Source organism: Rhizobium sp. BR 362 (genome assembly GCF_036528765.1).
Lineage (GTDB): Bacteria > Pseudomonadota > Alphaproteobacteria > Rhizobiales > Rhizobiaceae > Rhizobium.
Window position 1 is genome coordinate 86,945 of sequence record NZ_JARWGH010000005.1, and the last position, 20,059, is coordinate 107,003.

Genomic DNA, 20,059 nt, shown 5'->3' on the forward strand with positions numbered 1-20,059 from the left:
TTTTGTCCATTTTCGTGTGGCTTAGCGCAACAAATTGTTACATTGGACGAAAACCAGGGTTGTGGTTGCAAGTGAGGAAGCCGCAGCGCGCGCCCTCGCTGTCTTACAAACTCTGCGCAAGGCTTATGGTTCGAGCGCGCGATGTCTCCGCTAAAGCTTCGTCGCAGATGCCTCATTGTGAAGGGCAGGTAACGGATAACATTTGGCGACGCTCAGATCCGCGCGACCAGGCGGCGGCAAACTGGCACGCGAGACGACGGCTGCTGCCGGCAGGGAAGCCATCAGGCATCAAGCGGTATCTGCCGGGTAATCGCAGAGGCCTCACAAACCTTCCAGCAGCTCCAGCAAGCCGCCATCACTGCCGCGGCGGCCGATGACCGACAGCCCCACCGGTCCGCCATCCATCTTCTCGGCCGGCATGGAAATCTGCGGCAGGCTGGCGTGGCCGGCGATCGAGAGGAGGCCGAGGGCCTGCTGGCGGTAGGCTTCGAATATCTCTCGCGATGAATCCTTGTGCGGCGCAGGGCCCGGCGCCGTCGGAATGATCATCACCAAGCCCTCGGCAAGTGCTTTGTCCATCGCTCCGGCAATCTCGCGGCGTGTCGCATCCACCCTGGCAAAGGTCTCATCGCTGACGGATCGAGCGGTGGCAAAACGCGATGCGATATCCGGGCCGAGTTCGGCATCATGCGCCGCGATCCAGCCGCCCAGCGCTTTCCATGCATCATAGCCCTGCCAGAAGCGAAAGACCTCGGACCTTTCTTCCGGTCCGACGATCGGCAGCGGATCGGTAACGGTTTTGCCGAATCGCGCCGCAATCTTTTCCACCGCTGGCCGCAGCAAGGCGGCAAGCCCCGGATCGACGCCCGTCCAGATGTCCGAGGGCAGCCAGGCGACCGTAAAATCCGCCTTGCGGGTCAGGCCGAGTGCGCGGCCGACCCGAACCAATGTTCCGGCATCGCGGGCAAACCAGCCGAGCGTATCGAAACCCGGCCCGAGCGGCACCACCCCGGCCATATCGATCGCCCCGTGACTAGGCCGCATGCCGAAAATGCCGTTGAAGGAGGCCGGCAGCCGCACCGAACCGCCCGTATCCGTCCCGAGCGCGAAGTCCACGAGGCCGGCACCGACGGCCGAAGCCGAGCCCGATGAGGAACCGCCGGGCACGCGATCGGGCGCAGCGCTGTTCAGCGGTGTGCCGTAATGCGCGTTGGTGCCCATCAGACTATAGGCAAACTCATCCATATGCGTCTTGCCGGCAAGCACCGCTCCCTCGGCCAGCAGCCGGGCGACGACAGGAGCATGCGCCGTTGCCGGGCCATGCGCGCGCCGCCAGACCGGATTGCCGTTGCCGGTGATCCGCCTTTCGACATCGATATTGTCCTTGGCGGCAAAGGTCAGCCCGGCCAACGAGCCGCTATCTCCAGTGCGAACCGGTTGCGCAAAGAGCTCGATGAAGGCGTTGGCGGTATCGATCAGAGGCATGGGTGCCTTTCCGTGAAGATAGGAATAGCAGGCTAACCGCATTCCACCGCTGCGGGCAATGACGGCGCTGTCTTCAGATGAGCAATCTAGCGCTCACTGCATCAAAGGACACCCCAGCCGCGATAGCGCCCGCGTCCGGTCATCTCGCGCACGCCAAGTTCGGTCACCAGATTGAGAGCACCGCGGGAGGTGACGCCGACATGGCGCGCAACCATGCTGGCGGAGACGATGGGCCGGGAAAGCACGATCTCGATGACGCCGGGCAAACTGCTGTTCGACCGCCGGTCCTTCAGCCGCTGCTCCATCTGTATCTTGGCGAGCGACAGGCGGTCGAGCTCCTTCAGCCCCGCCTCGGCCGATGAGGCCATGGCTTCGAGAAAAGCCGTCAGCCGCGTGGTACCGTCAGACGAGCGGCGGCGCTCACGCCGAACGGACTTCAGGCCGGTATTGAGGCAGAAAAGGTGTGACGTGATCTTGCCGCGGCTGCGAAGGTAGGCGCTGACGAGCAGGCTGCCCAGCCAATGCTGCCGGCGCAGCGGTTCGAGCCGTTCCCAGGCGTCGAACAGAACGGCGGCCCCTAAAGTCGGCGGCAGAAGATCGGCCTGATGGATGACAGAGCGCCAGTTCTCCAACCGCTCGTTTTCGTCCCAGTCCTGATCCTGGATAAGGCCAAGCGGGTCATCCTTGGTCACAATCCTGGCCTCGGGAATCTTTCCATCCAGCACTTGCCCGGAGCGGGCGATGATGGCGTCGATCTCGGCAAAATCCATGCCGAAATCATTCTCGTCCTCGTCATCATCTTCCTCTTCTGCTTCCGCGCTCTCGACAGAGATAGGCCGCGGAGTGGCCGCTTCCTCGGCATCACCGACGTCACCACGCAAAGCGGCAAGACCGGCCATCCCCAGCCCCCAATCGGGCTCGGCGCTCCACAGCCGTCGCCGGGCGCGGAGCACTGCGTGGGCGATGGTCAGCTCATGCGTCGGCGCGCGGGCATCCACATGAGCATCATGCAGCACCAGATCCTCGACATGCACCAGCTCGCCGCCGACCCAGAGTGCGCCGACCGCATCGAAAAAATGGCCCCGCTCGCGAAAACCATTGCTGACCGCATGCCTTAGGACCCGCTCATCAAGCCGCGCCAGCATATCCTCCGCCTTGGTCATTGCGGGCAGAAGCGTCGTCAGCGGCAGGGTGGCAAGATCATATCGCATTGGAATCGCATGATTGATTCATTCTTACGGAAGTTAACATCCCTGACGGCATCGGGATAGAAAGCCGCCTCTTTCATTTGTGGACGGTGCTTACCATTTTTCTCTTGACCTTCCAGTAACAGGAAGGTTCATAAACCTATCCAACGCCCGCTTCCGGGCACTGGAGTTCCCATGGCATTGCACGACAAACACGACCATCATCATCCGCACGATGCGCCGCAGGATGCGGTCATCCGCGACCCCGTCTGCGGCATGACCGTCGATCCCAACGCCGGCAAGCCGTCATTGGATTATCGCGGCCATACGTTCCACTTCTGCAGCGAAGGTTGCCGGAGCAAATTCGAAGCAAAGCCTGAACACTATCTGACGGCCAAAGACCCCGTCTGCGGCATGGATGTCGACCGCGCCACTGCGCCGCATTTTATGAAGCATGAGGGCGAGAAATTCTATTTCTGCTCCGCGGGCTGCAAGACAAAGTTTGAGGCCGATCCCACAGCCTATCTCGACGGCAACAGGCCGGCACCGAAGCCGATGCCGAAGGGTACGCTCTATACCTGCCCGATGCACCCCGAGGTCGTCAGCGACCATCCCGGCGATTGCCCGAAATGCGGCATGGCCTTGGAGCCGATGGGTGTGCCGGCCGCCGATGAAGGCCCGAATCCGGAGCTTGTCGATTTTACCCGCCGCCTCTGGATCAGCGCCGCGCTGTCGCTGCCACTGCTGATCCTCAGCATGGGGCCGATGTTCGGCCTTCCCCTGCGCGACCGGATCGGCGAGCCCGCCGCCACATGGATCGAACTGGTGCTGGCGACGCCGGTCGTGCTCTGGGCCGCCCTGCCCTTCTTCCGCCGCGCCTGGAATTCGGTTCTCAACCGCAGCCCCAACATGTGGACTCTGATCGGCCTCGGCGTCGGCACGGCCTACCTCTACAGCCTTGTGGCGACGCTCGCGCCCGACATCTTCCCGATGGGCTTTCGCGGCCATGGCGAGGCTGTGCCCGTCTACTTCGAAGCCGCTTCGGTCATCGTCGCCCTGGTCTTCGTCGGCCAGGTGCTGGAGTTGAAGGCGCGCGAGCGCACCGGCTCGGCGATCCGCGCCCTGCTCGACCTTGCGCCCAAGACCGCCCGCCGTATCGGCGGCGACGGCAGCGAGACAGATGTGCCTGTCGATCATATTCAGGCCGGCGACCGGCTGCGCGTGCGGCCCGGCGAGCGCGTGCCGGTGGACGGCTCGGTCATCGACGGACAGTCAACCATTGACGAATCGATGATCACCGGCGAACCGCTGCCGGTCGAAAAGACCGAAGGCGATACGCTGACGGGCGGCACGATCAATAAGAACGGCGCTTTGATCATGATCGCCGAAAAGGTGGGTGCGGACACGACGCTGTCGCGCATCGTCGAGCTGGTCGCCAAGGCGCAGCGGTCTCGCGCGCCAATTCAAACGATGGTCGATCGTGTATCCGCAATCTTCGTGCCCGCCGTCGTCGCCGCCGCCATCATCGCCTTTGCGGTCTGGGCCTTTGTCGGGCCGGAGCCAAGGCTGGCGCATGCGCTGCTTGCCGCCGTCGCCGTCCTGATCATCGCCTGCCCCTGCGCATTGGGGCTTGCAACCCCGATGTCGATCATGATCGCCACGGGCCGCGGCGCGCAGGAGGGCGTGTTGGTGCGCGATGCCGAGGCGCTGGAGCGCTTCGCCAAGGTTGACACGCTGATCGTCGACAAGACCGGTACCTTGACCGAAGGCAAACCGAACCTGACTGATATCGTCCCTGCCGCAGGCATCGACGGAGCCCGCCTGTTGTCGCTTGCCGCAAGCCTGGAACGCGGCTCGGAGCACCCTCTGGCGGAGGCGATCGTCGCCGGTGCCGAGGAGCGCGGCGGCCGCTTCGTCGAAATTTCCGGCTTCTCGGCAGTAAGCGGAAAGGGCGTCGAAGGCCGCGCCGGCGAGACCGCAATCGCCCTCGGCAATGCCGCGATGATGGCCGATCTCGGCATTACGACGGACGCATTGCAGGCCGAGACTGAGCGCCTGCGCAGCGAAGGCAAGACAGTGATGTTCGTCGCCCTCGACAAGAAGCTCGCCGGTGTTGTCGCCGTCGCCGACCGGATCAAACCGACGACATCTGCCGCCATCAAGGCGCTGCACGACAGCGGCCTGAAAATCATCATGGCGACCGGCGACAACGCCCAGACCGCCAAGGCCGTCGCCGCGCATCTCGGCATCGATGAAGTGCGCGCCGACATGCTGCCGGAAGGCAAGAAGGCGCTGATCGACGAACTGCGGGCTAAGGGCAAGGTGGTCGCCATGGCCGGGGACGGCATCAACGACGCGCCGGCGTTGGCCGCGGCCGATGTCGGCATCGCCATGGGCACCGGCGCGGATGTCGCGATGGAAAGCGCCGGGATCACCCTGGTGAAGGGCGATCTCAACGGCATTGTCAGGGCGCGGCATCTTTCGGAAGCCACGATCCGCAATATCAAGCAAAACCTGGCCTTCGCCTTCGGCTACAACGCTCTCGGCGTGCCGCTGGCCGCGGGCGTGCTCTACCCGGTCTTCGGCCTGCTTCTATCGCCGATGATTGCCGCTGCCGCAATGAGCCTGTCCTCTGTCTCGGTGATCGCCAACGCGCTGCGGCTGAGACTAGAGCATCCCGCCTTCAGGTGGAACCACCGGAAAACGGATAAGATGTCCTAGATTCAAAAGACTAGAGCGACCTTTGTGCGTTCAAGCGAACGCGCGGCGCTCTAGCGAAATAAGGAGAGTTCACATGAATATCGGCGAAGCATCCGGCCGTTCCGGCCTGCCGGCCAAGACGATCCGCTATTACGAGGATATCGGCCTGATCCGCCCCGATCGCGGCAACAATGGCTATCGCGACTACGGCTCGGACGACGTACACAAGCTGCGCTTCCTGCACCGCTCCCGCAGCCTGGGCTTTTCGGTCGACGAGTGCCGGCAACTGCTGGCACTCTACGAAGACAAAAGCCGCGCCAGCGCCGATGTCAAGGAGATCGCCACATCGAAACTCACCGAGATCGACCGGAAGATCCGCGAACTGACCGAACTGCGGCGCGCACTGGAGCATCTGGTGCATGCCTGCCATGGCAATGAGCGGCCGGATTGTCCGATCCTGGAGGAGTTGTCGGAGGGGTGAGATTGCTGATCCACCCGCCCTCGCTCTTCGAGGCTCCGGCTTTAGCCTCCGCACCTCAGAGTGAGGGCTGATCTTCTTGCCAGCCGCCCTGACTTGCCCTCAAGTCCTGAGCTTGCCGAAAGAGGGCAAGTTGCAGCTTGAACGCCCTTTCGATGCACTCTCTCCGCCTCATCCTGAGGTGCCCAGGCGATGAAGCGCCAGCGGAAACGTCTGGGCCTCGAAGGACGAGGCGGCCACCGCCCCTATCCTCAATTCATCCTCTCCACCGCAATCGCCGTCGCCTCGCCGCCGCCGATGCAGAGTGCGGCGACGCCCCGCGTTGCGCCCTGGCGCTCCAGAGCATGCAGCAAGGTCACAATCAGCCGAGCACCCGTGGCGCCGATGGGATGGCCGAGCGCGCAGGCGCCGCCATTGATGTTGAGGCGGTCGCGATCGATGCCGAGATCCTTGGCCGCCGCCATCGCGACGACCGCAAAGGCTTCGTTGATCTCGAAGAGATCGACATCGCCGACTTTCCAGCCGGTCTTGTCGAGCACCTTGCGGATCGCCGGGATCGGCGCGGTTGTATACCAGGCGGGCTCCTGAGAGTGCGTGGCGTGCGCCTTGATCTCGGCGAGGATCGGCAGACCTTCGCGCTCGGCGATCGAGCGGCATGTCAGGACGAGGGCAGCCGCGCCGTCGGCATTGGCCGAAGCGCTGGCGGCGGTGATCGTACCGTCCTTGCGGAAGGCCGCCTTCAGGCTCGGAATCTTTTCCGGCGAGACCTTCTGCGGATGCTCGTCCTTGGCGATCGTCACCGGTCCACCCTTGGCAGCCACAGAAATGGGCGTGATCTCGGCCTCGAACGCCCCCGATTCGATCGCTTTGCGAGCCCGTGTCAGCGTTTCGACGGCATAGGCATCCTGATCGTCGCGGCTGAACTGATAGGCTTCGACCGCCATTTCGCCAAAATCGCCCATGGAGCGGCCTTTTTCGTAGGCGTCCTCCAGTCCGTCGAGCATCATGTGATCGAAGATGCGGTCATGGCCCATACGGTAGCCGCCCCTTGCCTTGGAAAGCAGGTAGGGTGCGTTCGACATCGACTCCATGCCGCCGGAGACGGCGATCGAGGCGGAGCCGGCAAGGATCAGATCATGCGCCAGCATAGTCGCCTTCATGCCCGAACCGCAGACTTTGTTGATCGTCGTGGCGCCGACCGCGTCTGGCAATCCTGCGCCGCGCGCCGCCTGCCTGGCCGGGGCCTGCCCCTGACCTGCCGGCAGGACGCAGCCGAACAACACCTCGTCCACTTTCTCGGCTGACAATCCGGCCCGCTCCAAGGCAGCACGGATGACATGGGAGCCGAGTTCCGGCGCCTGAAACGGCGACAATTCGCCTTGGAAACGGCCGAGCGGCGTGCGGGTGGCGGAAACAATGACGACGGGATCGATAGCGGGCATGACATCTCCTCATGATCAGCAAACGGCATCTTCAGCCCCATTGCTATCACGTTAAATGATGTTCGTCATCTAAATAAGCGCGACAGATCGACTGCAAAGCTGCCGGCGTTACACGGCAAGGGGCAATTGCTCTTGCTGTTGATCCGCCGTAAGGATATTCGCAAAAGATCGAAGGGATATCCATGCCGCTTTACATCAAGGATGACGCCATTGACCGGCTGGCGCGGCGCTATCAGGCGCTGACCAAGGCCTCCACCAAGACGGAAGCGGTGCGGCTTGCCTTGCAGAAGGCATTGGATGAAGAGCTGAGCAAACCAGCCCTTGCCGATATTGCCGTCGCGTTCTGCCGCAATCTCAAGCAGAAAGCCACTGCAAACAGTGGAGACGCTGGCACAACGGAGGATGCTTGATGTTTATCGATGCGTCCGTGTTGTCGGCGATGATGACCGACGAGGAGGAGGCGCGCGCCTTTGCCATTCGCATGCAACCGGCGACGGCGCGGATGACCTCGCCGCTTGCGGCCGCGAATGCCGCAATCCTGGTTTCCGCCGCTTTGGGGCTATCGCCGACCGGAGCCGGCGAAGCGGTGCGCACGTTTCTGCAGCTCATGAATATTCAGATGTTTGCCGTGCCACCCCGTGCCGCCGTTTTGGCGACCGAAGCCTACGAGCGCTTCGGCCAAAACGACCATCCGGCACGCCTCAGCCTTGACGATTGCATGACTTATGCCTGCGCTCGCTATTATCGCCAGCCGCTATTGTCGAAAAGCGACCGGTTTGGCCATACGGATATCGATATGGCCTAACCGATCTGCATCGAAACTACTGTCCAGGGCAAAGCGAGGTCGGACCGGCGGCATATGTGTTCGAAACGCCAACGGCGTTTGGAGCCGCGGCGCATTGCAGCCTCGATATCGCATCGCCCGCGCGGATGGGACCGGTCACCGACGGATCGGTGTTGATCGTGCCGTCCGGGAGGATTGCATCCTTGGAATGGTCGACAAAGACGACATCGGGCTGGAACGCCTCCACAGTGACACGCTTGGGATGATGCTTGTGCACCTGCTCCGCCATAGCGGCGCCGGACATACCGACGATAAGAGCGGAGATAGCGAGAGTTTTGAGCACCATGAGACTGCCTCCTATAGGAGTTAACGCCCCCATTTATATGGGAACCGACAAGCCAATTTACAGTTGCTTGCGTCTCGATATCGTTAAGAATTTTAAGCTTTTGATGAGGTCTTCGCCCTGTGTCGCGAGACTTCCTGGCCGGCATCGTGGGGCAGGCTGATAAAACGCATTGCGGAGACGGCGCCGATAAGGCCAACGACGAGGAAAGCCCAGCGGAAATCAACGAGCGACAGCGTTTCTCCACCGTGAATGGTGCGGGAGAGATTGAGAACAGCGGCGGCGACGGCAACGCCGAGCAGCAGCGAAACCTGCTGCAGCATGCTCGAAAGAGTCGAGGCAGAACTGCGCTGCGCGGCATGAATATCGGCAAAGCCGAGCGTATTCAGCGCCGTGAAGTTCATCGATCGCGACAAGCCTGCAACGAATAGCAGGCTATATATCAGCGGATCCGGCGTCGACGAAGATAACAACGCGCATGCGCCGATGCTGGCCGACGAGATCAGACCGTTGACGACGAGCACGTTGCGAAAGCCGAAGATTTTCAACATCTGCGTGGTGATCGCCTTCATGCCGAGGTTACCGGCGAAGTAGAACAGCAGATAGGTGCCGGCGTCGATCGCACTGCGGCCTAAGCCGACTTGGAAGAGCAGCGGGATCAGGAAAGGCGTGGCGTTGATCGCCACTCGGCTTGCCGTTCCGGCCGAAAGCGTCGACATGGCGAAGGTCTGCACCTTGAAGGCGGAAAGATCGAGCAAGGGCGCATCGACTTTCATGAAATGCCGGGTGGCGATGACGGAGAAAACCACGCCGGCAGCAATGAGCCCAGCGCTGGGCGCCAATCCGGTGGTCCCCTGGACCACGAATTCCAGGCCGGCGAGCAGGAAAGTCAGCCCCGCCGCCGATTGCAGGAAGCCGATGAAATCGAGCCTTGCGACCTTTTCCTCCCGCTGGTCCGGCACGAAGCGCAGAACAAGCCCAAGCCCCAGAATGCCGATCGGAATGTTGATCAGGAAGTTCCAGTGCCAGGTGAGATAAGTGGTGATGAAACTGCCGAGGACAGGACCGATGACGGGTGCGGTCAACGCCGGCCATGTGATCATCGATATCGCATGCACGAGATCGGATTTGCGTGCGTTTTTCAATACGATGATGCGGCCGACCGGCGTCATCAGCGCGCTGCCGATACCCTGCACTGCACGGGCGGTGACGAATTCGACGAGATTGCCGGAGAGACCGCAGAATAGCGATGCCGCAGTGAAAACCGTGATCGATGCCAAAAACACCCGCCGGGCGCCGTAACGATCGCCGGCCCAGCCCGCCAGCGGCACAAAGGCCGCCATCGTCAACAGATAGACGGTGATGCCGATGCTCATCGACACCGGCTCGACGCCGAAGGACGCCCCCATCTGCGGCAACGAGGTCGTGACGATCGTGCCGTCCAGGATTTGCATGAAGAATGCAACGGCGACGACGAGAGCGATGATACGCGATTGCCGGCCGAAACTTTCTTCGGATTGCTGCTCTGTGGTCCGGACAACGGTCATGACATGAATTTCAGAGAATGACGTTTCGGCGGCCGGGCGTTCCCCGACAGTAATCATACGATCATTGCATACGCCCATCACCATGGATTGCAAAGCCGCAAAGCCTCATCGCGGCCATCAAAAATTGACAGGGTGACATAAGAGTCGCGATTCCCGCGGGATTTGCGCTTGCCTCACTTCGGCCTGCCATTGTGCGCCCATCAATCGTCGGAGTATCGTTGCTCCCGCCAGGGATCGCCATACATGTGATAGCCGTTCTTCTCCCAGAAGCCGGCCCTGTCGACACCGATGAGCTCGATGCGGTTCAGCCACTTGGCGCTTTTCCAGAAATAAAGATGCGGCACGACGAGGCGCATTGGACCACCATGCTCTCGTGTCAGCGACTGGCCCTCCCACGCGGTGGCCAGAATAGCGTCCTCGGCAGCAAATTCGGCAAGCGGCAGATTGGTGGTATAGCCGTCATAGCTCGTCAGCAGCACATGGTGCGCTTCGGACGTCGGCATGGCGAGATCAAGTAGATCGCGCGTCGAAACGCCTTCCCAGCGATTGTCGTAGCGCGACCAGGTCGTCACGCAATGAATATCGCTGACGCGGGTGCTCTGTTCGATCGCCTGGAAAGCGGCCCAATCGAGGCTGAGCCGCTTTTCCACGAACCCCAGCACATCAAGCCGCCAGCTCGATAGCGAAACCTGCGGCTGCTGACCGAGATCGAGCACCGGCCAATTCCTGACGAGATGCTGCCCCGGCGGCAGGCGCTCGGTTTCCGGCCGGCTGATCCGTCCGGTTAGAAATTTGCCCTCTGCCGCCCAGCGGCGCTTGGAGGTGGTGAGCTTGCTATCGGCCGGGATCTGATCGTCGCTCATTCAGGTATCCTCTCTGCTGCGCAGAAATAGGATAACTGAGCCGGGCGGGTGTCAAGTCAGAGGAGTTGATAGCCGACTATATTGCTTCGATGGCGATGTAGAAGAGCTGCGCCTTGCCAACGATCGGACGCCGTGTGGCGTCACCATCCGGGATAAGCAAGCAATCGCCCGCGGCAAGCGCGATACCACCAACGTCGACATCTCCGCGATGACAAAGAACAAAGCTAGTCCCGCCTTCGAAAGCGACATCGTTATTGCCGTCGACGGAAACGCGCCGCACCGAATGCGTAAAGCGTCCCCGCCGCGTCATCACGTTGAGATCGGTGATCGTCCCGTCGATCAGCGTCGCCGAGGTCGGCGCATCGGCCGCAAAGGGCAGCGGGTCGCTCTCCTGCGTCAGGCGTTCGGGCGCACGCCCTTCGATGAAGAGGGTCATGCCCTCGCCATCAAGAATGGATAGCGTACGATCTATGCCGGGAAAGACCGAGAATGGCCCGTCCGTCGCAACGGTCGCCATGCTGACGCGCCAGTCGAATTCGGCAAGCCCGGCACCCTCTGGCGAAACGGCGATTTCCACCGTCTCGCCGCCGCCGTTTTTCCAGGGCATGCGCCGATAGCTGTCATGGCGGAGGATTTTGAATTTCTGAGCTGCCATACGTTTGGGTCCAATTATTGTGATTTGGGCAAGAGTAAACTAAGTTTAGTGGACTAAGTCCACTCGGAGCCTGCTATGGAAACCGTCAACATACATGAGGCGAAGACGCATTTGTCGCGGCTGATCGAGAAAGCCGCAAAGGGCGAAGCTTTCATTATCGCCAAGGCGGGCAAACCGATGGTGAAAGTTGTGCCGATCGAAGAGAAAGAAGCACCGAAGAAGCGTCGCATCGGTTTCTTGAAAGGCGAAATCCTGGTTCCCGAAGATTTCGACACTATGATGGCTGATGAAATCGAGGAGATGTTCTCCGGCAATCTCAATGATTTCAAAGACATCAAAGACCGATGAAGTTTCTCGTCGATACACATGTTCTGCTCTGGGCGACGGTCGATTCCCCGCGACTGCCGGAAAAAGCCCGCGATCTAATTGAAGACCTCGACAACACGATTGCATTTTCAACCGCAAGCATATGGGAGGTGGCGATCAAGACGGGATTGGCGCGGCCCGGCTTTGACGTCAATGCCCACAGGCTCTACGAAAATCTGCTTGAAAACGGATATGAAGAACTACCCGTTTTCGGGCAACACGCGGCGGCGGCCATGGATCTGCCAGATATTCACAAAGAGCCTTTCGACCGCATTCTTGTCGCCCAAGCCTTTGTCGAAGGTATTCCCCTGATCACCGCTGACAAGACCGTCGCGAGCTACGGCGGTCTTGTACGGCTGGTTTAGGCCTCAATTCCCCAGGATGGCCGGCAGGCGCAGGTCCTGTTCCTTTGCGCAATCGATGGCAATGTCGTAACCGGCGTCAGCGTGGCGCATGACCCCAGTTGCCGGATCGTTCCAGAGAACGCGCTCCAAACGCCGCGCCGCATCATCGGTGCCGTCGGCGCAGATGACCATGCCGGAGTGCTGGGAAAAACCCATGCCGACGCCGCCGCCGTGATGCAGCGATACCCAGGTGGCGCCGGATGCGGTGTTGAGCAGGGCGTTCAGCAGCGGCCAGTCGGAAACGGCATCCGAGCCGTCCTTCATGGCTTCCGTCTCACGGTTCGGCGAAGCGACCGAGCCGGAGTCGAGATGATCGCGGCCGATAACGATCGGCGCCTTCAGCTCGCCGTTCCTGACCATTTCGTTGAAGGCTAGGCCGAGACGATGGCGATCGCCGAGGCCAACCCAGCAAATACGGGCCGGCAGGCCCTGGAAAGCGATGCGCTCCCGCGCCATGTCGAGCCAGTTGTGCAGGTGCTTGTTGTCGGGCAGCAGCTCCTTCACCTTGGCGTCCGTCTTGTAGATATCCTCCGGATCGCCGGACAGGGCGGCCCAACGGAACGGACCGATACCGCGGCAGAAGAGCGGACGGATATAGGCCGGCACGAAGCCCGGGAAGGCGAAGGCGTTTTCGAAACCTTCATCCTTGGCGACCTGGCGAATGTTGTTGCCGTAGTCGAGCGTCGGAACGCCAGCATCCCAGAAGGCGACCATGGCTTCGACATGCACCTTCATCGAAGCGCGGGCGGCAGCCTCGACGGCTTTCGGATCGCTCTCGCGCTTGGCCCTGTGTTCGGCCACAGTCCAGCCCGCCGGCAGGTAGCCGTTCAGCGGGTCGTGGGCGGAGGTCTGGTCGGTGACGATATCCGGGCGCGGACCACCGGCCTTCATGCGCTTCACCAGCTCCGGGAAGATTTCGGCAGCATTGCCGAGCAGGCCGACAGACTTGGCTTCGCCTGCCTTCGTCCACTTGTCGATCAGGGCCAGCGCTTCATCCAGCGTCTTTGCCTTTTCGTCGACATAACGGGTGCGCAGGCGGAAATCGATGCGGGTCTCATCGGATTCGACAGCGAGGCAGCAGGCGCCGGCCATGACGGCCGCCAGCGGCTGCGCGCCACCCATGCCGCCGAGGCCGCCGGTCAGTATCCACTTGCCCTTCAGATTGCCGTTATAATGCTGGCGGCCCGCTTCGACGAAGGTTTCGTAGGTGCCCTGCACGATGCCCTGCGTGCCGATATAGATCCACGAGCCAGCCGTCATCTGGCCGTACATGGCAAGGCCCTTCTTATCCAGCTCGTTGAAATGATCCCAGGTCGCCCAATGCGGCACGAGGTTGGAGTTCGCGATCAACACGCGCGGCGCATCCTTGTGGGTGCGGAACACGCCGACCGGCTTGCCGGACTGCACGAGCAGCGTCTCGTCCTCGTTCAGCGTCTTCAGCGTCGCGGCGATGCGGTCGAAATCATCCCAGGTGCGGGCAGCGCGACCGATGCCGCCGTAAACGACCAGCTCGTTCGGGTTTTCCGCAACATCCGGGTCGAGATTGTTCATCAGCATGCGCAGAGGCGCTTCGGTCATCCAGCTCTTGGCGTTGAGCTCCGGGCCGCGAGGAGCGCGGATTTCGCGGATATTATGGCGTGGGTTGGTCATGTCATATCTCCAGAGAGGGCAGGATGCCGGCGGATACGGATGCGTTGAGTGCGCCGGAAGCGACAAGGTCGCTGGCGGCTTTGAGGTCGTTTGCCATATAGCGGTCTTCATCGAGCGCGGGCGCTGCGGCACGGATCGTGGCGATGGCAAGGGTCAGTTCGGGACTGGTGGTCAGCGGCGCGCGCAGCTCGACGCCCTGCGCCGCCGTCAGCGCCTCGATGCCGACGATGCCGAAGAGATTGTCCGTCATCGGCAATAGGCGACGCGCGCCATGGCAGGCCATGGAGACATGGTCTTCCTGATTGGCTGATGTCGGCGTCGAATCGACGGAGGCCGGATGCGACATCTGCTTGTTTTCGGACATCAGCGCGGCCGAGGTGACCTCGGCAATCATCAGCCCGGAGTTCAAACCCGGCTTCTTGGCGAGGAAAGCCGGCAATCCATAGCTGAGCGCCGGATCGACCAGCAACGCAATGCGGCGCTGCGAGATCGCACCGATCTCGCAGACGGCGATCGCGATCTGGTCGGCGGCGAAGGCCACCGGCTCGGCATGGAAATTGCCGCCGGACACCACGGAATTGTCCGACAGGACGAGCGGATTGTCGGTGACCGCATTGGCTTCGATTTCAAGCGTGCGGCCGGCCGAACGCAGGAGGTCCAGGCAGGCGCCGTCGACCTGCGGCTGGCAGCGGATACAATAGGGGTCCTGAACGCGCTCGTCGCCCTCGATATGGCTTTGACGGATCACCGAACCGGCAAGCAGGCCACGAAGGGCGGCGGCGGTATCGATCTGGCCCTTATGACCACGCAGCGTGTGGATATCGGGATGGAACGGCGCGGAAGAGCCCATGGCGGCATCCGTCGACATTGCGCCGGTGATCAAGGCCGCCTGCGCAGCGCGATGGGCACGGAAAAGGCCGGCAAGAGCGAGTGCCGTTGAGACCTGCGTGCCATTGATCAGCGCCAGCCCTTCCTTGGCGGCAAGTACGATCGGCGTCAGTCCGGCCTTTTCGAGAGCTTCTGCGCCGGAAAGCCGTTCACCGGCATAAAAGGCCTCGCCATGCCCCATCATGACGGCGGTCATATGCGCGAGCGGCGCCAGATCGCCGGAAGCACCGACCGAACCCTTCTCGGGGATGACGGGCACCACGCCCTTTTCAAGCATCGCCTCGATCAGCCGCACCAATTCCAGCCGGACGCCGGACGCCCCGCGGCCGAGTGAAACGAGCTTAAGCGCCATGATCAGGCGAACGACGTTCTCCGGCAGCGGCTGGCCGACGCCGCAGCAATGCGACAGAATGAGATTGCGCTGGAGGGTGGCCACATCGGCGCTGTCGATCTTGATGGAAGCCAGTTTGCCGAAGCCGGTATTGATGCCGTAGACGGGTGCATTGCCGGCGGCGATTTCGGCGATACGGGCAGCGGCTTTGAGGATGCCGGTATCGAAAGAGGCATCGAGCTTGGCAGGCTCGCCGGTCCAGTAGATCGCGGCCAGTTGTTTCAGCGAGACGGAGCCGGGATGGAGAGTGACGGTCATCGGTCGAATTTTTCTCCCTTGAAGACGCGGGCATGAAGCGGATTGAAGCCGATGCGATAGACAAGCTCGGCAGGGCTTTCGATGTTCCAGACGGCGAAATCGGCCGATTTGCCGGCCTCCAACGTGCCGGTCTCGGCAAGCAGACCGAGAGCACGGGCGCCTTCACGGGTGGCACCCGCGATGCATTCCTCGACGGTCAGGCCGAAGAGCGTGGCCGCCATGTTCATCGTCAGCAGCATCGAGGTCAGCGGCGAGGTGCCGGGATTGCAATCGGTGGCGATGGCGATCTCAACACCTGCCTCGCGCAGCGCCTTGACAGGCGGCTTCTGCTTTTCATGAATGGCATAGAAGGCGCCGGGCAGAAGAACCGCGACCGTGCCAGCCGCCCCCATAGCCTTCACGCCGTCCTCATCGAGATATTCGAGATGGTCGGCGGAAAGCGCACCATAAGAGGCGGCAAGCTTGGCGCCGCCGAGATTGGAGAGCTGCTCGGCATGCAGTTTCACAGGGATGCCGAGCGACGTGGCACGATCGAAGACGCGGGCAATCTCGGCCGGCGAAAAGGCTATTCCTTCGCAGAAGCCGTCGACCGCATCGGCCAAGCCCTTGGCATGCGCCTGCTCCAGACCCGGCAACACCACCTCGGAAATATAATCGCCGTTCCGGCCCTTGTAATCCGCCGGCGTCGCATGCGCGGCGAGATAGGACGTGACGACGCGCACCGGGCGAGCATCTTCCAGCGCCCGGGCTGCCTGCAGCATCTTCAATTCGGATTCGATGCTGAGGCCATAGCCGGACTTCACCTCGATCGTGGTGACGCCCTCGGCAAGCAGCGTATCGAGGCGCGGCAGGGCAGTTGCAATGAGATCATTGACGGACAGCGCGCGCGTCGCGTTGACCGAGGAGACGATGCCGCCGCCGGCGCGCGCAATCTCTTCGTAGCTCGCGCCTTCCAGCCGCATCTCGAATTCGCGGGCGCGGTTGCCGCCGTGAACGATGTGCGTGTGGCAATCGACGAGACCGGGCGTGACCCAGCGGCCTTCGAGATCGAGGATTTCCGCATCGCCGGCCTCAGGCACATCGCTCTCATTGCCCGCGAAAACGATTTGGCTGCCCTTGGTCAGGATTGCACCCTTCTCGACGGTGCCGAGCCCCGGCCTATCGCCTTGCAAGGTCGCCAGACGGGCATTGCGCCAGAGGCGGCTTTTGGCCTCGGATCTCACGCTATCGCTGGAAAAATTGTTCCCACTCATCAGCTTTACGCCTTTCCTTATGGGTTCATAATGTATATACATATTAAAAGAGCTGACAAGAGGGATTTTGGATTCTGGATCCAAAAGGAAAGAGCTAGGTCATGACGAAACTTCATGCACGTTCGGCGCTGCTTCACGATGGCTGGCGGGAAAATGTCCGGCTGACGCTGGAGGACGGCCGCATTGCCGGTATCCAGGCTGGCGTTGCAGCGGACGCCGACGACGAACGGCACGAGGTTCTGGTTCCGGCAATGCCCAATCTCCACAGCCACGCCTTTCAGCGCGCCATGGCGGGCCTCGCCGAAGTCCGCGGCCCGGCAAATGATAGCTTCTGGAGCTGGCGGACCGTCATGTACAAGTTCGCGCTCTCGATGACCCCCGATCATGTCGAGGCGGTGGCTGCGCAGCTTTATATGGAAATGCTGGAAGCCGGCTTCTCCCGGGTCGGCGAGTTCCACTATCTGCATCACGACAAGGATGGCAGTTCCTATGCCAATATCGCCGAGATGGCCGAGCGCATCGGCGCGGCAAGCGCCGAGACCGGCATTGGCTTGACGCTGCTGCCAGTCTTCTACGCCCATTCCGGCTTCGGCGGCGCCGCCCCAATCGATGGCCAGCGGCGCTTCATCAATTCGCTCGATCGGTTCGAAGCGCTAATGGCCGGCTGCCGGACCATCGTCGACCGGCTGCCCGGCGCCGAACTCGGCCTTGCCCCGCATAGCCTCAGGGCGGCAACGCCTGAAGAGCTCGCAAAACTCGTGCCGCTCGCCGGTGACGGGCCGATCCATATCCATGTCGCCGAACAGGTGAAGGAAGTCGAGGATTGCCTCGCCTGGTCCGGTGCCCGGCCGGTCGAATGGCTGCTCGATCATGCACCGGTCGACGGACGCTGGTGCCTGATCCACGCGACCCATATGACCGATGGCGAAACCCGGCGAATGGCGAAAAGCGGTGCGATCGCCGGCCTCTGCCCGGTGACAGAAGCCAACCTCGGCGATGGCACTTTTCCGGCGCCGTTGTTCCTGGAGGAGGGCGGCCGCTATGGCATCGGCTCGGATTCCAACATTTTGATCTCCGTTCCCGAAGAACTGCGGCAGTTGGAATATTCGCAGCGTCTGGCGCTGCAGGCCCGTAACGTCATCGCCACATCGGGCGGCTCGACGGCGCGCGCGCTGTTCGACTATGCCATCGCCGGCGGCGGCGTGGCGTTGAAGGCACAAGCCGGGCTCGCTGTCGGCCGTTACGCCGACGTGGTCTCGCTCGACGTTAGCGCCGTTCCCTACCTTTCCGGCGATCAGATCCTCGATCAGTGGATGTTTGCCGGCGGCGTTGCAGTCGACAGCGTCTGGGCGCAGGGCCGTAAGCAGGTCGAAGGTGGCCGGCATAAGCAGCGGAAAACAATTGCCGGTCGGTTCCGTGCCGCAATGACCGAACTAATCGGTTGAAAAAGCATTTTCCGTCGCGACAATGAAGTTCTAAATGAACAGAGTGGCGATCATCCAGGTCTCACGAGGAAACGGTCGGCGGCATGACGACAGCTAAAGAAGCGACCCTGCATCAGCGTATCCTGAGCGATATCGAGAGCCGGATCGTTTCCGGCGATTGGCCCCCCGGCCATCGGATACCCTTCGAGCTTGCCCTGGCGGAACAATATGACTGTTCGCGCATGACGGTGAACAAGGTGCTGACGCAGCTTGCCCGGGCCGGGCTGATCGAGCGGCGCAAGCGTTCGGGAAGTTTCGTCACGCAGCCGCAGGCGCAATCGGCGGTGTTGGAAATCCACGACATCAAGTCGGAAATCCTGTCGCTGAACCTGCCCTACTCCCACAAGATCGTGAAGCGCGCTAAGCGCAAGGGTCGCCCCGACGACGCGCGGCGCCTGCAATTTGCCGGCGCGGTCTCGGTGCTGGACATCACCTGCATTCATTATGCCGGCCGCCGGCCTTTCTGCCTGGAAGACCGTGTTATCAATCTCGACGCCGTACCGGAGGCGGCCCAGGTCAATTTCGACGAATTGCCACCCGGACCGTGGCTCATCAATCAGGTGCCGTGGAGCACGGCCGAACACCAGATCCGCGCCATCGCCGCCGAAGGTGAGGCCGCCGCAAGCCTGGACATCGCCAAGGGCACCGCCTGCCTCGTCATTGAACGACGCACCTGGAGCGGCCTCGGGCCGATCACCCACGTCCGCCTCACCTATCCCGGCGATCGTCATACATTGGTGGCGCGTTTCACGCCGTCGAGCTGAAACCTTCCCGTTACTGGCGCTGCACGGGCTCGGTCTGCATCGGGATAAGGTTATCGGACTGGTGGACGGGCTTCACGGGATTGACCAGCAAGATGCTGAGCGCAATCAGTACCAGCGCCAGGACGAGGATAATGCCGATCAAAAATGGACGAATGGCGATCATTTCGGTTCTCCAATCTTCCGTGTTTGACACCATAACGTTACAGGAAGGGGATTTTGAGGCAATCAGCTTTTTGCGCTCAGACATTGCGCCCAGCCACAAAGTTTCAACCTCATTTCCCGATTTCCCCGGATTCTTGGCGACGAACCGACAGTCGAAAACCACTCCGGCTTGCCGACGCAGTGCCGGCTGTCGCGAGACCTCGGATGCGCATTTCCTCTGTCCGATGCCTAGACTTGACAGACACCCTACCGATAGGTAGGCAAAACGCATGAGCAATATTTCGACAAAAGCCGACGAGATCGTGCAATCTGCACGCGGCCTGATTATCGCGGGCGGTTACAACAGCTTCAGCTTCGCCGATATTTCGGCAGAGGTCGGCATTCGCAAAGCCAGCATACATCACCATTTTCCGACCAAGGCGGATCTCGTCAGGATCGTCGTGGCACGCTATCGGGAGGAGGCGCGGCAGGGTCTCGCCAAGGCCGACGCCAATATTGCCGATCCCGTCGCGCGCCTTCGAGCCTACACGGGCTTCTGGGAAGCATGCATCAGAGACGATACTGCCCCCTTCTGCATCTGCGCCATGCTTGCCGCCGAACTGCCGGTGCTGCCGGCCGAGGTGGCGGCCGAGGTGCGGGGCCATTTCCGCGACCTTTCGGGATGGCTTGCCGCCGTCATGGAAAAAGGCGCGGCCGAACGCCATCTCATATTGCCCCGCCCGGCAACCGAGGAAGCGCTATCCTTCATGGCGACGGTGCATGGCGCCATGCTTTCGGCGCGAGCCTATGGCGACCCGGCAGTCTTTACCACCATTGTCGAGCCGCTGTTCGATCGACTGACCGTTTTTCATTGAAATCATTATGGTTTTGGTGATTATTAACGGATAACGCACCTCTCACGCTTGTTTGATTGGCGAAGCTACCGAGTGGTAGATAGGATCGCCTCGTTGCAGCA

General features: G+C 61.7%; 20 protein-coding genes. 9 read left to right on the top strand and 11 right to left on the bottom strand.

Annotated features, from left to right (window positions below; genetic code table 11):
* Window positions 1-321 precede the first annotated feature (321 nt).
* Both QDY28_RS09035 and QDY28_RS09040 read right to left on the bottom strand, forming a co-directional pair.
* Window positions 322-1,485 (bottom strand): amidase, encoded by a 1,164-nt coding sequence (locus tag QDY28_RS09035; protein ID WP_331381358.1) that lies wholly within the window; start codon window positions 1,483-1,485, stop codon window positions 322-324.
* A 101-nt stretch (window positions 1,486-1,586) separates the two neighbouring features.
* On the bottom strand, window positions 1,587-2,696 hold the full coding sequence (locus tag QDY28_RS09040; RefSeq protein WP_331381359.1) for an RHE_PE00001 family protein: 1,110 nt from the start codon (window positions 2,694-2,696) through the stop codon (window positions 1,587-1,589).
* 171 nt (window positions 2,697-2,867) lie between these two features.
* On the opposite strand from QDY28_RS09040, the gene QDY28_RS09045 reads away from it, so the two are divergent.
* Together QDY28_RS09045 and cueR are read left to right on the top strand one after the other, a co-directional pair.
* Entirely contained in the window at window positions 2,868-5,393 is a 2,526-nt protein-coding gene (locus QDY28_RS09045) for a heavy metal translocating P-type ATPase (protein ID WP_331381360.1), read from the top strand.
* 73 nt (window positions 5,394-5,466) lie between these two features.
* On the top strand, window positions 5,467-5,853 hold the full coding sequence (gene cueR / locus QDY28_RS09050; RefSeq protein ID WP_331381361.1) for a Cu(I)-responsive transcriptional regulator: 387 nt from the start codon (window positions 5,467-5,469) through the stop codon (window positions 5,851-5,853).
* A gap of 248 nt (window positions 5,854-6,101) precedes the next feature.
* On the opposite strand, the gene QDY28_RS09055 is transcribed toward cueR, so the two are convergent.
* On the bottom strand, window positions 6,102-7,292 hold the full coding sequence (locus QDY28_RS09055) for an acetyl-CoA C-acyltransferase (protein WP_331381362.1): 1,191 nt from the start codon (window positions 7,290-7,292) through the stop codon (window positions 6,102-6,104).
* Between the two features lie 182 nt (window positions 7,293-7,474).
* Here QDY28_RS09055 and QDY28_RS09060 point away from each other — a divergent pair, with 182 nt between their 5' ends.
* Both QDY28_RS09060 and QDY28_RS09065 read left to right on the top strand, forming a co-directional pair.
* A complete protein-coding gene (locus tag QDY28_RS09060; RefSeq protein ID WP_331381363.1) occupies window positions 7,475-7,702 on the top strand; it encodes a type II toxin-antitoxin system VapB family antitoxin in 228 nt (75 codons plus the stop codon).
* Window positions 7,702-8,097, top strand: a complete 396-nt coding sequence (locus QDY28_RS09065) for a type II toxin-antitoxin system VapC family toxin (protein WP_331381364.1) — start codon at window positions 7,702-7,704, stop codon at window positions 8,095-8,097. Before QDY28_RS09060 ends, QDY28_RS09065 begins: the two co-directional genes overlap by 1 nt.
* A gap of 16 nt (window positions 8,098-8,113) precedes the next feature.
* On the opposite strand, the gene QDY28_RS09070 is transcribed toward QDY28_RS09065, so the two are convergent.
* The 4 genes from QDY28_RS09070 to QDY28_RS09085 form a co-directional block, all read right to left on the bottom strand.
* Window positions 8,114-8,422, bottom strand: coding sequence for a hypothetical protein (locus tag QDY28_RS09070; protein WP_331381365.1), 309 nt, complete (start codon window positions 8,420-8,422; stop codon window positions 8,114-8,116).
* Window positions 8,423-8,514: 92 nt separating this feature from the next.
* On the bottom strand, window positions 8,515-9,966 hold the full coding sequence (locus QDY28_RS09075) for an MFS transporter (RefSeq protein ID WP_331381366.1): 1,452 nt from the start codon (window positions 9,964-9,966) through the stop codon (window positions 8,515-8,517).
* Window positions 9,967-10,166: 200 nt separating this feature from the next.
* Window positions 10,167-10,829 (bottom strand): sulfite oxidase-like oxidoreductase, encoded by a 663-nt coding sequence (locus QDY28_RS09080; RefSeq protein WP_331381367.1) that lies wholly within the window; start codon window positions 10,827-10,829, stop codon window positions 10,167-10,169.
* 76 nt (window positions 10,830-10,905) lie between these two features.
* A complete protein-coding gene (locus QDY28_RS09085) occupies window positions 10,906-11,484 on the bottom strand; it encodes a HutD/Ves family protein (protein ID WP_331381368.1) in 579 nt (192 codons plus the stop codon).
* A 75-nt stretch (window positions 11,485-11,559) separates the two neighbouring features.
* On the opposite strand from QDY28_RS09085, the gene QDY28_RS09090 reads away from it, so the two are divergent.
* Both QDY28_RS09090 and QDY28_RS09095 read left to right on the top strand, forming a co-directional pair.
* Window positions 11,560-11,832 (top strand): type II toxin-antitoxin system Phd/YefM family antitoxin, encoded by a 273-nt coding sequence (locus QDY28_RS09090; RefSeq protein WP_331381369.1) that lies wholly within the window; start codon window positions 11,560-11,562, stop codon window positions 11,830-11,832.
* Complete coding sequence (locus QDY28_RS09095; RefSeq protein WP_331381370.1) at window positions 11,829-12,215, top strand: type II toxin-antitoxin system VapC family toxin; 387 nt, start codon at window positions 11,829-11,831, stop codon at window positions 12,213-12,215. The genes QDY28_RS09090 and QDY28_RS09095 overlap by 4 nt, the downstream gene beginning before the upstream one ends.
* A 3-nt stretch (window positions 12,216-12,218) precedes the next feature.
* On the opposite strand, the gene hutU is transcribed toward QDY28_RS09095, so the two are convergent.
* The 3 genes from hutU to hutI are packed head-to-tail and all read right to left on the bottom strand — an operon-like array spanning window position 12,219 to window position 16,694.
* Window positions 12,219-13,904, bottom strand: coding sequence for a urocanate hydratase (gene hutU / locus QDY28_RS09100; protein ID WP_331381371.1), 1,686 nt, complete (start codon window positions 13,902-13,904; stop codon window positions 12,219-12,221).
* A 1-nt stretch (window position 13,905) separates the two neighbouring features.
* Entirely contained in the window at window positions 13,906-15,441 is a 1,536-nt protein-coding gene (hutH, locus tag QDY28_RS09105) for a histidine ammonia-lyase (RefSeq protein ID WP_331381372.1), read from the bottom strand.
* The gene (hutI, locus tag QDY28_RS09110; protein ID WP_331381373.1) at window positions 15,438-16,694 is read right to left on the bottom strand and encodes an imidazolonepropionase; all 1,257 of its coding nucleotides are present in this window, start codon (window positions 16,692-16,694) and stop codon (window positions 15,438-15,440) included. Before hutI ends, hutH begins: the two co-directional genes overlap by 4 nt.
* Before the next feature lie 101 nt (window positions 16,695-16,795).
* Between hutI and QDY28_RS09115 the strand changes: the two genes are divergently transcribed.
* On the top strand, window positions 16,796-18,139 hold the full coding sequence (locus QDY28_RS09115) for a formimidoylglutamate deiminase (protein ID WP_331381374.1): 1,344 nt from the start codon (window positions 16,796-16,798) through the stop codon (window positions 18,137-18,139).
* 83 nt (window positions 18,140-18,222) lie between these two features.
* Window positions 18,223-18,942: a histidine utilization repressor gene (gene hutC / locus QDY28_RS09120; RefSeq protein WP_331381375.1), complete on the top strand. Its 720-nt coding sequence runs from the start codon at window positions 18,223-18,225 to the stop codon at window positions 18,940-18,942.
* Between the two features lie 10 nt (window positions 18,943-18,952).
* Here hutC and QDY28_RS09125 read toward each other — a convergent pair whose 3' ends face one another.
* Window positions 18,953-19,105 (bottom strand): hypothetical protein, encoded by a 153-nt coding sequence (locus tag QDY28_RS09125; protein WP_331381376.1) that lies wholly within the window; start codon window positions 19,103-19,105, stop codon window positions 18,953-18,955.
* Window positions 19,106-19,373: 268 nt separating this feature from the next.
* On the opposite strand from QDY28_RS09125, the gene QDY28_RS09130 reads away from it, so the two are divergent.
* Window positions 19,374-19,958, top strand: coding sequence for a TetR/AcrR family transcriptional regulator (locus QDY28_RS09130; protein WP_331381377.1), 585 nt, complete (start codon window positions 19,374-19,376; stop codon window positions 19,956-19,958).
* The last annotated feature ends 101 nt before the right edge of the window (window positions 19,959-20,059 follow it).